The sequence below is a fragment of the Roseivirga thermotolerans genome (assembly GCF_014653175.1).
GTDB lineage: Bacteria > Bacteroidota > Bacteroidia > Cytophagales > Cyclobacteriaceae > Roseivirga > Roseivirga thermotolerans.
Map to the genome: position 1 here is coordinate 741,646 of NZ_BNAG01000001.1, position 11,501 is coordinate 753,146.

Below are 11,501 nucleotides of genomic sequence, written 5' to 3' on the forward strand. Positions count from 1 at the left end.
CCGGAATCGGTGAGGACACCGATTCGCCTGTTAATGCCTTGGTGTGGACACCAAGACTGGCGTAAGGTTGGACAGATGCTTCTAGTGCCCCATCAAAGTCTCTCATAGAGGACTTTGATAGACACTGCTTCATTCCTATTCAGGCTATGGTGGAAGTATCCGTCAGCTTAGAATGTTTATGCAGATGCTTCGGCTTCGCTCAGTATGGAAAGGGAATGGATTCGGTTTCACTCAAAATAAAAAGCTGGCCTTGCTCATTAGGCTTTAGCCAGTACCGGTGAAGATGGCAAAAGGCTGGAAGCCCGTAGTTTAAACACCTATAATTTCTCTTTACATCCCGAGCGAAGCCGAGGGATCTGTTAGGCGAGAATGCTTGACTGATCCCTCCTAAAAGTCGGGATGAAATTCTAGGCGCTAACTGGGCAATCCTGCTTTTCTGGAAGAAGTACCCAAAGGACGTTTATTTCAATTTACTAAAAGCAAATCACCCCAAAGTATACTCATCCTTCCAGCTCACAATCTTATTATTGTGGATGGCATCGAGGGCCATTTGCACCACCATAGCCGCATGCCCACCAGTAACCACATTAGAAAGAGGCTCTTCTCCGGTAACTATGGCCTCCTGAAAATCGAGCAAAGCCTGTAAAGTTGGGTCTTTATGGTCCAGATTAAATTGATAGCCCGGTCTGTTGTCATACGCTTTAATGGTTGCCCCTGAAACTCCGTCCACATTACCATACTGTTTCGGTTCGTTGGGTTCAGCAAAAAACCACGCCTTGTCATAATCTATCTGAACAGTTCCCTTCTTACCCAATACTTTGATCTGATAATCTCCCAAAGAATTGATGGTGGTGCAGGTGTATTTGGCCTTTACTCCACTTGGGTAATCCACAATCAAGTGTACATTATCGAAGGTTTCTCTACCATCTTTCCAGTAATCAATTCCTCCCGAACCCATGACACGGCTTGGCGTTTCTTTCAGCAACCAATTGGCAAAATCTATCTGATGAGAGCAAAGTTCCGCCACCAAGCCTCCAGACCATTCTTTATACATGCGCCAATTAATAATGCGCTCAAACTTCGGATCGGGAACAGGTCTGCGCCAGTCGCCATTTCTATTCCACTGGCACTCAATGGCCGTTATTTCTCCAACCAACCCATTTTGAATTTTTTCCACCAGATGTGTATACAGGCGCGAGCTGTGGTATTGATGGCCAGTTTGGAAGATTTTATTAGAAGCCCTGACTTTAGCAGCTACCTTTTTTATGTCGCTGTAGCCGCGAATCATGGTTTTTTCACAGTAAATATGCTTGCCTGCATCTAGCGCGTCCAAGACCACTTGCGTGTGCACGCCAAAAGGAACGGCAACCAGCACGGCATCTACATCTTTCCTATCCAACAATGCTTTATAATCCGCGTAGCCTTTAGCCTTAGGAGCCATCTTCAAGGCATTTTCCAATCGGAAAGGCAACAGATCAGAGCAGGCCACAACTTCCATATCAGGCACTTGCCTGAGCAAAGACATAAGCCCGGTGCCGCGGTCTCCGGTACCAATTACTCCCACATTTATTTTGTTGCGCATAGTATATGCTCCTACCGAGGAACCGGCCAGTGCAAGCCCCAAAGAGGCCGCTCCACCGGTTGCAATAAATTTTCGTCTGTCCATGAGTTAATAGGCAATAAGCTGTTTATCGAATACATAGTAGATGAAAAGAACATGCTGGCACCCGCAATTTCATGCGATATGCGAGACACTAATGAAATGGCATGCTCTTCTCAACCCAAGCAAAGCTTAATATAAGAGAAATGTAAGGCCGGGGAAAGCAAATCCTTTTTAATTGACTTGTCATTATTTGTGCAACAATTTCAGGGTTTCCCTACTTTTAAAGCTATGGGAAAAAAAGTTCTGATTACCGGAGGTACCGGGCTGGTTGGCTCCCACCTTATTCCCTTGCTTCAGCAAAATGGTCATGAGGTTGCAGTGCTCAGCCGTAGCAAAGATACCGGCAAACCATATCCTGTTTTTGAATGGGACTATAACAACAATTACCTGGAAGAGGGTGCATTAGAGGGCGTTGAAGCTATTATTCATTTGGCCGGGGCCGGAGTGGCCGACAAACGATGGACCAACGAGCGAAAGGAAGAGATATACAACAGCCGAACCAAAACCTCTTTTTTACTTTACAACATGCTCAAGGAGCGGCCACATCAGGTAAAAACCTTTATTTCGGCATCGGCCATAGGGTTTTACGGAATGGATACCGGCAGCAGTATTCTTAAAGAAACGGCTCCGGTTGGCCACGATTTTTTAGCCCATGTGACAGATGCCTGGGAAACCTCAACAGCCAAAATCACCGACCTGAACATTCGGTTGCTTCAGTTGCGCATAGGTGTGGTTTTGAGCGAAAAAGGAGGAGCGTTGGTAGAAATCCTCAAGCCCCCTGTAGCGGCTCCATTGGGCAAGGGCAGCCAATACATGAGCTGGATTCATATGGAAGATCTTTGCAGAATGTTCGTCTTTGCCCTGGAAAATGAGGCACTCATAGGCACATACAATGCCGTGGCGCCCCGACCTGCCAGCAACAAAGAATTGACCCGGGCCGCAGCCAGAGTTTTTGGAAAAACCTTTGTACCCATTCCCGTACCCGGCCTTATTTTAAAGCTAATGTTGGGAGAAATGGCCGGTATGGTGTTGGGAGGTAACCGGGTGAGCTGTGAAAAAATCATGAAAGAAGGTTTCGATTTTAGTTTTCCAAAACTAGAGCAAGCCCTGCAAAACCTGAGGAGTAAGGAGAAAGGTTAAAGCATTAAAAAGAGCCAATGCCAACTAATTTCAGCGTAAATTAAAAAAACCTTGAGGGGTTGCCTTCGTTTATTGGGAGGCTTTCATCTATTTTTAACTAAAACAAGAACACAATGACAAACGAAGATAAAATTAAGCAGGCCTTTAAAGACCGCGACTGGAACGAGATAAAAACCCACGATTCCTGGGTAATTTTTAAAGTAATGGCCGAAATGGTCGAAGGTTTCGAAAAACTGGCCAAAATTGGCCCCTGTGTATCCATTTTCGGATCGGCCAGAACCAAATCAGACAACCCGTACTACAAAATGGCCGAGGAAATAGCCGCCAAGTTGGTGCGCCATGGCTACGGGGTAATCACCGGTGGCGGACCCGGTATAATGGAAGCCGGAAACAAAGGAGCTAAAAGTGAGAAGGGTAAGTCAGTAGGGCTCAACATAGAACTGCCTCACGAACAAGGCAACAATATGTATATAGATCCGGACAAGCTGATTTCGTTCGATTACTTCTTTGTAAGAAAAGTCATGTTTGTAAAGTACTCCCAGGGTTTTATTGTAATGCCAGGAGGCTTTGGTACGCTCGATGAACTTTTCGAAGCCGTTACGCTGATACAAACCAATAAAATTGGGCGCTTTCCCATTGTTTTGGTGGGAGAAGAGTTTTGGGGAGGCTTGTTCGACTGGATTAAAGGCACCATGCTAAAAGCGGGAAACATTAGCCCTGAAGATCTCAATCTGATTAACATTGTGGAAACCCCAACAGATGCTGTGCGGGTAATCGATGAGTTCTATTCTAAGTACTTGCTGTCTCCAAATTTCTAATGACCAAACACATTCTTTTCGATTGTGACGGTGTACTCATTGACACGGAAATTGTAGCCGCAGAAGTAGTCACCCGATGGCTCAATCAGCAAGGTGTAGTCATAGATACCGAAACGTTTATCCATCAGTTTACCGGAAAAACGTTTAGCGATATTCTAGCACTTTTGGTGGACTCCGGTAAGCTAGCACCTCCGTTGGAAATTAAGAAAGCCGTGGCCGCCATGGACACCGAAATAAGGGCTAACATGAGACCTATTTCAGGTGTCGAAGAAATGCTGGCCAGCGTTCCGCTTCAGGCAAGTATGGTTTCCAATAGTGCTACAGACTACGTGCTGGAAGCCATTGAAATGTTAGGTGCCGAAGCAGTATTCGGACAACGCGTGTTTTCGGCCGAGTTGGTAGCCAAAGGAAAACCAGACCCTGCCGTTTATTTATTGGCCCTACAAAAGTTGGGGCTAAAGCCCAGCGAAGTGGTAGTGGTTGAAGATAGTGTGGCCGGAGTGAGTGCCTCGGTGGCAGCAGGCCTGCGCACAATTGGTTTTTTGGGCGGCAGCCATGTGCGCAATGGCCATGGAGCAAAGCTAAAAGCCCTTGGGGCCGAACAGTTGGTATCAAACCACGAAGAACTGCAAAAGCTGCTACAACAAGTTTAAACTAAAACCAGCCAAACTTTAGTGCAATGCCATAGTTCATACCTTCCAGTGTAGTAGCGGAAGCAATAGGTTGCTGGTTGGTCGAATAGAAAAGCCCGGCACCAGACACATCTCTGTAGCTAGCTCCAATATTTATGCGCATAAAGGAAGTCACATTTATTTCGAGCTCCAGGCCGGGTTCGAACACAAAAAAAGCTTCGGCACTTTCTACATTGGCCACCGGGTTGGTAGTGCGAGAAGAATACTCATAACCCCCGGCACCAATCGTTAGAGGTATGTTGATGTGTATGGGCTTGTGGGGAAAAAGAGCATACTCGAACACCAAACCACCATAGCCCCCGGTAAACATATAGTTTCCGCCCAACTGTGCATCGGGCTGCCGCACGGTTTGAAAACCATGGCCTGCCACGCCCATTCCAAAGTGGGGACTAAAAAAGTAAGAAACCCGGCCGCCTGTAAGTATACCTGCACGATCATCTATTTCTGTATAACCCACATAAGAAGCCAGTGACATTCGGAACTTTCGTTCTTTAGGAAGAGCCTCCTCTTGTTTCTCTTTGGCTTTTGAGTTGCGCTTATTTTGTAATGCCATTTGATCCCAAACGGAGTTCTCCTCTGTATTGAAAACCTTTTGCTTCGGCACAAAAGGACTAAAATCCAGAACCTGAGGCCCGGCTACCACAAACACAGCACTCTTGTAAGGTTTTGGATATTGGTAAGTGAAGTATTTAGTTGTTTGCACAAATAGCCTGCCCTGCTCGGGCAATACCGGTTGGCCGGTGCCAAGGCCATATATCACCGAATCGGGTTCTACGGGGTTTTTAGGTCTGTTTACGGAACTGTCTTGCAGGGCTTTAGGAAAATACTGCCGCTGACCAATTGCCGCAACCTTGCCGGTGTCTTTTATCACAGGCTCTCGGTTCGGCAACTTCTTACGCAAGAGAACCTGACCCTGCATAGTACGAGCCTCCATTTCTTGTCCCGTAAAAAGCGTTTGGAGTACTTCAAGAAGTGAGGTGTTCTGTTTATTAATGGAAACCCTCCTTTTTACATCAAAGATTTCCGGGGAATACACGAAAGAAAGGTCTTCTGTTTCCAGAGACTTCAGAATGTCTTCAATAGAGGTATTGGTATAGCGAACGCTAACCTTTCGCTGAAGTAGTGAGCCTGACTGAGCGGCTATATCGTTCAACGATAATATGAGAAACAAAAAGAGGGCCGCGGATCGCATAAACAATGTATTGTGCAAAGCTAAGAGAAATGAGCCTGTAATTCACTGACAGTGAACTTACAGGCTCGCTTTTAAGGATTGCTAATGTTAAAATTTTCCAAACTTAAGGCTAAATGCAGTACTAAAGCCTGTAAGGGCATCACGGTCTAAAATGGCAGCACCACTATCTCTGTAGCTTAACTCAATGTCAGACGTCACACGATACTTGAGTCCTACACCCAAACGAATAAAAGGCAGCAGGTTAAATTCCACATCTACACCGGGTTCAACCACAAAAAAGGCTTGCGAATCTTCAGAATCGTAAAAATCGAAGTCTCGTCTGGACTCTACATAAGTAAGCCCACCGGCACCCACTACCAATGGAAAACTAAGGTGAATAGGGCTATGAGGCATAGCGATGAACTCTAGTAAAAGGCCACCATAGCCTCCGGTAGTCAGATAGCGATTATCTAGTGTGGCGTCAAATCTTCGTTCCGAAATAAAGCCTGTTCCGGCAAGACCAATACCAAACTGGTGGTTGATGAGCCAGGCCCCCTGCCCACCTACGGTTATGGCATCGGCATTTTCTATTTGAGTATAACCCACTGTGACGCCTCCGTAACCACCATTGGAGCGAATGCCTCCGTTGTTAAAAAGGGTTCGGATTTTCTGATCTTCTTGAGCTTGGACACTCAACGCTACGAAGAATGTCGCGGCCATAAATATGGCCTTGGTTAATTTGTTGTTCATGATATTTCGAGTTGTAAATGTTATTGGCAGCTTCCCCCACTGACCATGTAGGTTCCCTGCTTGTCTTCAAAGCTTAGGTTAAACAATATTTCCAATGTCCTGAGTATATTCTCCAGTCCTTCCTGATCGTAACGTGCGGTAAGTGTGCAGTTTCCGAAAGCTTCATTACTGAGCTCAAAACGGGTATTATACGCATTGGCTATGTCTTGGAATACCTTGCTCATGGGCGTGTTTTCGAAAACAAGCCTCCCTGTTTTCCAGGCTTGAAAGTTAGGATTGGTGTTGGTGGTTTTCTCCAACAAGCCCCCGGCACCTAAGGACACACGTTGGCCGGGTTCAAGAACTACTTTTTCAAGTGGACTGGTAAAGCTCACCTTGCCTTCTACCAACACCAGCTCAAGGCTGGAAAACTCTGCGGCTGTTCGAAGGTTAAAGGAAGTGCCCAGCACTCTTGTTTCTGTTTGGTCGGCCTCTACCACAAAAGGAGTCTCCTGGTTGTGTTCTACTTCAAAAAAGGCCTCTCCTTTAAGTTTTACCCGTCTTTCGTCACCGAACTGAGTAGGATAAACAAGCTGTGAGCCGGCTTTTAACGCTACAAGAGAACCATCGGGGAGAGTAAGGGTGGTTTGCTCGCTGGCTTCAAACTCCTGCCACTCCAAGGGCCTATATACAAAGGTTTTTATGAGAAAAGCAGCGGTCAAAAAGAATACAAGAGTGGCCGCAATCTTCCAGAAGAGCTGCTTTTTGTAGGTAGTTCTTTTGCCCAGTTTTGATTGTACCGCCTGCCAGTTTTCTTCAAGATCTATGCTATCTAGCAAAGAATATGACTGGGCATTGGCCCATAAGCTCTGCAGATGATCAATATAATCGCGGTTTTCCGGGGCCAAAGACATCCATTCCCTAACCTCACGGTTCTCCTTCTCGGAGGCCGTTCCTGAAAGGTATTTGAGTAGCAATTCCTGCGATATGTCTTTTGGTTCTTTCATGCTTTTCATAGGTATGACGCGCGGCATTTACTCCACACGTACGGACGATTCAAAATTTTTTTTATTACTCAAAACCACCAGCATACAAGTACTATAATGGCCTTAAGATAGGGGTACACCTCTTCGCGTAGGCGTTTGAGCGCTTTGCTTATTTGTGTCTCTACGGTGCGTTTAGAAATATTAAGTTCATCGGCTATTTCCTGATTCTTCTTACCCTCAAAGCGATTCATCTTAAAAATAAGCTGGCACTGTTCGGGTAGTTGGCGTATGGCTTCAAAAACCTTTTCTTCCAGTTCGGTCTGGAGCATAAGCTCTTGGCTATCTAGGGTTTCCGGGTTGGTAGTAAGAAGTATTTCGCCATGATGTCGCTCCCTGACCTTGTGTGAGCGCCAGTAGTCGATGCAGCGATTGCGAACCGACTGGAAAAGGAAGGACTTGAGAGAAGTATGGAACTGAATTTTACTCTTTTGTTCATACAACCTCACGAAGACATCCTGTACCAGATCTTCGGCCGCCTCTTTATCCACTGAATATTTGGTGGCAAAAAGCACCAGGCCTTTAAAGTATAAATCAAAAACCTCACGAAAGGCAGACTCATCGCCTTGGGCCAGGCGTTGCTGAAGGGCGGCATCTTGAGTGTTTGACATGATACAAAGAAGCGGAAAATTGATGAATGCCTATTGGAAAATTCAAAGCCTTTCTATTACTTTGAAATTCAAAGTACTTTTGATATGTCTAATAAGTATATAGAGGATATTGCCGAAATACGCCAGATGATGGAAAAATCATCACGCTTTATTTCGTTGAGCGGACTTTCAGGCATTTTGGCTGGCATTTATGCCTTGATTGGTGCCTATATAGCCTACGAGCTGGCCTATACCAGTAACGACTTAATATACAAGCAACTGGTAGTAAGAGACGTTCGGGGCAATCTTACCTGGCTTATGGTAGATGCTTTGGTAGTTCTCATACTGGCTGTTGCCACCGGTGTTTACCTTACCAATAAGAAGGCTAAAAAAGATGGGGTAAAGAGCTGGGACAAAACCACACAACGCCTACTGATTAATTTGTTCATTCCCCTGGCCACCGGAGGTATACTGGTGATTATTTTCTACTACCAAGGCCTTATTGGCCTTATTGCACCCACAACACTCATCTTCTATGGTCTGGGACTTATTAATGCAAGTCATTATACTTACCGCGATGTGCGATTTCTTGGCATTTCTGAAGTAGTTTTGGGGCTAATAGCAGCATCTGTAGTTGGCTATGGATTGCTCATTTGGGCTATTGGTTTTGGTGTGCTACATATTTTGTATGGAGCCATTATGTACTTTAAATACGAAAAATAGGGTGGATATCCACAACCTGAATAAGGCTTTTGAAAGTAGGGTGCGACTGGGCATAATGTCGGCACTAATGACCAACGATGCGCTGGACTTTAACCGATTGAAAGAACTCTTGGAAGTGACTGACGGGAATCTGGCCAGCCATTTAAAGGCCTTGGAAAAAGAACTGTATATAGAAGTGAATAAAAGTTTTGTGGGCAGAAAACCCAACACGCAATACATGGCAACCCGGGCAGGCAAAGAAGCCTTTAAGGCACACATCGATGCCCTGGAGCAATTGATAAGAAACAGTATGTAAAAAATTTATTCAATCACTTTGTAATTCAAAGTACTTTTAAATAAAAAATGAAAAACAGCACAAACAGTACAGTATTTGATAAGATCAACTACTCCTTTAAACACTCGGTGAGTATTAAGCTTCTATCAATTGGTTTTCTTATAGCCATTCTACTCATTCCCAACCATATGATTAAGTCGCTCATAAGTGAAAGAGAGATACGTCAAAAGGAGGCTATTCAAGAAATTTCCGAGAGCTGGGCTTCGCCCCAAGAAATAACAGGACCTATTCTAACCATACCCTATGAGTCGGTTGTAACGATTTCCAATAGCAAAGAAGCCGTCATTGTAAAGTATGCGCACTTCTTGCCTGAAGCCCTCAACATTGAGGGACAAATGGAACCTAAATCGAGGAAAAGAGGCATTTATAATGTGTCTCTTTACGCTTCACAACTCAAGATAGATGGATCGTTCAGTACTCCCGATTTTTCTAATTTCCTGGGCGATACCGATAAAGTTTTATGGCACATGGCCACCATTAGCATGGGAATTCCGGACATGCGCGGAATACAAAATCATATTGTGCTTCAATTGGGCGATAAAGCTCTCACAATGGAGCCGGGCATCCCCCAAAAAATCAATCTGGATATTGAACAATCTACCAACCCCAAAAAAACTGTTTCAAATGATTATCAGAATGGAGTATCTGCCAATTTAACCTGGAACCCCGAGTGGAGAAGTATCTCCTTTTCTACAGAGCTCTCCCTGCATGGCACAAAAAGCCTCACCTTTAATCCTATAGGCAAAACTACGCTTGTCAAAATTCGTTCTACCTGGCCGCACCCAAGTTTTAACGGTCAGTTCTTACCAGACGCATATACAACTTCAGAAAATGGGTTCAATGCAGAGTGGTCTATTTTTGATCTCAACAGAAACTATCCTCAGCAGTGGGCTGACAAACAGCATCGCATTTACAACTCCGGTTTTGGGGTCATGTTGTTTCAGCCGGTAGACAACTATCATCAAAATATGAGGTCGGCAAAATATGCTGTACTGATTCTCTTTCTCACCTTTCTTGCCTTCTTTTTTATAGAAACCCTAAATAAAACTAGAATTCACCCCATTCACTATATCCTCGTAGGACTAGCGCTCACCATATTTTACACTTTACTACTTTCCATTTCGGAGCACCTTCAATTTGGTCTGGCCTATCGGATCTCGGCCGTTGTGGTCATTGGCATGACTTCCCTGTATTCCAAGTCTATACTTAAAAGCAAGCGATTGGCCGTAATTATTCTTCTATTCTTCAGCATCATTTACACCTTTGTGTACATAGTGTTGCAATTGGAAGACTATGCTTTGCTGTTTGGCAGTATTGGCCTTCTATTGGTGCTTGGTGTTTGCATGTACATGTCAAGAAATATCGATTGGTACAACCTGAAACCTAAAGAAACCATAAATCATGCATGAGCAAAAACTTAAATACCTATTGAAAACGCTGTTGATAGCTATTCGCATTTATTGCTGGTTCAGGCAAAAAAAGAATAAAGAAAGGCTCCTGGCAGCCTTTCTTCTAACGCCTGCCCTATTCATGCTTATTCCAAGCTATACTTTTGGGCTTACTCTGCTGCAGTCATTTCTATTTCAAGCCATGTTGGTCTATGGTTTATTGAGTGTCATCTGGATTATTAAGCACCATTATCGACTGGCAGGCATAAATTTCATCATCTACTTTCTGCTCTTGGTGAAAATCAGTGGTCCCATCAACAAAACATACAGAATTGATCAGGGTGAAGAAACTTTGAAAGTGCTACAGTTCAATGTGCTTTCGGTGAATGACAAATACACAGAGACTATTGACCGGGTTATTGAACTGGCACCTGACTTTGTCTCTTTTCAGGAAGTAAGCCATCAATGGGCAGAAGTTCTAGTGACTTGCCTTGCTCAAGATTACCCCTATTACAAGGTGGTTGAACATGAAGATCAGGGACAGGGCATTGCGGTGTTCAGCAAGTATCCTTTGCAGGATGTTGAAGAAATTCATGTGACAGCCACTGCCAACATTACCGGCAAAATTCTGGTGGGCGATGAAGCCATCAACTTTCTGGCTTTACATACCAAATCTCCTACCACCAAACTGAAATGGCATAACAGAAACAATCACCTCAAATGGGCGGAAGACTATGTGAAGGAGCAACCTGGGGAGTTTCTGGTATTGGGAGACTTTAACACGGTGCCATGGGATAACCGAATGTTGAGTTTTCAGTCTTCGACCGAGCTAACAGATAGCCGCAAAAAGCTTACGCCAACTTACCCAACCTGGAATCCATTTGTAGCACAAATACCCATAGACTACATCCTCCACTCCAAGGGAATAGGCTGCGACTCGCTCGATGCGGTTAGAATCACTTCTGACCACAAAGCGATTATGGGGAGTTTTTTGGTGGCTGGTAGGTAACGATTCCAGGCTTCACTTCGAGTGAAGCCTGGAATTTCACCGCCCAACAGAAAGGATGGTAGCCCTTTCTTCATGATGCATACTACCATCCTTAAACTAATGCAGCGCCCTTTCCTATCCTGAGCTTGCCGAAGGATCGGCCCAGCCTAAGGTGGCATCTCTATATTCATATTGCAAACAGGAGTGCTCTAAAACTTTGAG

The 11,501-nt window shown here is 44.7% G+C and carries 12 protein-coding genes; 7 read left to right on the forward strand and 5 right to left on the reverse strand.

The window, feature by feature from the left end; genetic code table 11:
* Nucleotides 1-484 precede the first annotated feature (484 nt).
* The gene (locus tag IE164_RS03215; protein ID WP_189628736.1) at nt 485-1,666 is read right to left on the reverse strand and encodes a Gfo/Idh/MocA family protein; all 1,182 of its coding nucleotides are present in this window, start codon (nt 1,664-1,666) and stop codon (nt 485-487) included.
* Between the two features lie 225 nt (nt 1,667-1,891).
* Here IE164_RS03215 and IE164_RS03220 point away from each other — a divergent pair, with 225 nt between their 5' ends.
* The 3 genes from IE164_RS03220 to IE164_RS03230 all read left to right on the forward strand — a co-directional run bounded on the left by IE164_RS03220 (nt 1,892) and on the right by IE164_RS03230 (nt 4,274).
* A complete protein-coding gene (locus IE164_RS03220) occupies nt 1,892-2,803 on the forward strand; it encodes a TIGR01777 family oxidoreductase (protein ID WP_189628737.1) in 912 nt (303 codons plus the stop codon).
* A 113-nt stretch (nt 2,804-2,916) separates the two neighbouring features.
* On the forward strand, nt 2,917-3,621 hold the full coding sequence (locus IE164_RS03225) for an LOG family protein (protein ID WP_189628738.1): 705 nt from the start codon (nt 2,917-2,919) through the stop codon (nt 3,619-3,621).
* A complete protein-coding gene (locus IE164_RS03230; RefSeq protein WP_189628739.1) occupies nt 3,621-4,274 on the forward strand; it encodes an HAD family hydrolase in 654 nt (217 codons plus the stop codon). Before IE164_RS03225 ends, IE164_RS03230 begins: the two co-directional genes overlap by 1 nt.
* A gap of 1 nt (nt 4,275) precedes the next feature.
* Here IE164_RS03230 and IE164_RS03235 read toward each other — a convergent pair whose 3' ends face one another.
* The 4 genes from IE164_RS03235 to IE164_RS03250 form a co-directional block, all read right to left on the reverse strand.
* Nucleotides 4,276-5,505, reverse strand: a complete 1,230-nt coding sequence (locus IE164_RS03235) for an STN domain-containing protein (protein WP_189628740.1) — start codon at nt 5,503-5,505, stop codon at nt 4,276-4,278.
* Between the two features lie 87 nt (nt 5,506-5,592).
* Nucleotides 5,593-6,234, reverse strand: a complete 642-nt coding sequence (locus IE164_RS03240) for a hypothetical protein (protein ID WP_189628741.1) — start codon at nt 6,232-6,234, stop codon at nt 5,593-5,595.
* A 20-nt stretch (nt 6,235-6,254) separates the two neighbouring features.
* Nucleotides 6,255-7,220: a FecR family protein gene (locus tag IE164_RS03245; protein WP_189628742.1), complete on the reverse strand. Its 966-nt coding sequence runs from the start codon at nt 7,218-7,220 to the stop codon at nt 6,255-6,257.
* A 68-nt stretch (nt 7,221-7,288) separates the two neighbouring features.
* On the reverse strand, nt 7,289-7,867 hold the full coding sequence (locus IE164_RS03250) for an RNA polymerase sigma-70 factor (protein WP_189628743.1): 579 nt from the start codon (nt 7,865-7,867) through the stop codon (nt 7,289-7,291).
* 84 nt (nt 7,868-7,951) lie between these two features.
* On the opposite strand from IE164_RS03250, the gene IE164_RS03255 reads away from it, so the two are divergent.
* Genes IE164_RS03255 through IE164_RS03270 form a run of 4 tightly spaced genes read left to right on the forward strand, consistent with a single transcriptional unit; the run spans nt 7,952 to nt 11,300 of the window.
* The gene (locus tag IE164_RS03255) at nt 7,952-8,569 is read left to right on the forward strand and encodes a hypothetical protein (RefSeq protein WP_189628744.1); all 618 of its coding nucleotides are present in this window, start codon (nt 7,952-7,954) and stop codon (nt 8,567-8,569) included.
* Nucleotide 8,570: 1 nt separating this feature from the next.
* Nucleotides 8,571-8,864 (forward strand): winged helix-turn-helix domain-containing protein, encoded by a 294-nt coding sequence (locus tag IE164_RS03260; RefSeq protein WP_262891749.1) that lies wholly within the window; start codon nt 8,571-8,573, stop codon nt 8,862-8,864.
* 47 nt (nt 8,865-8,911) lie between these two features.
* Nucleotides 8,912-10,312 carry a cell envelope integrity protein CreD gene (gene creD, locus IE164_RS03265; protein WP_189628746.1) on the forward strand — a complete coding sequence of 467 codons (1,401 nt, stop codon included), beginning with the start codon at nt 8,912-8,914 and terminating at the stop codon, nt 10,310-10,312.
* Nucleotides 10,305-11,300: an endonuclease/exonuclease/phosphatase family protein gene (locus IE164_RS03270; protein ID WP_189628747.1), complete on the forward strand. Its 996-nt coding sequence runs from the start codon at nt 10,305-10,307 to the stop codon at nt 11,298-11,300. Before creD ends, IE164_RS03270 begins: the two co-directional genes overlap by 8 nt.
* Nucleotides 11,301-11,501: the final 201 nt, after the last annotated feature.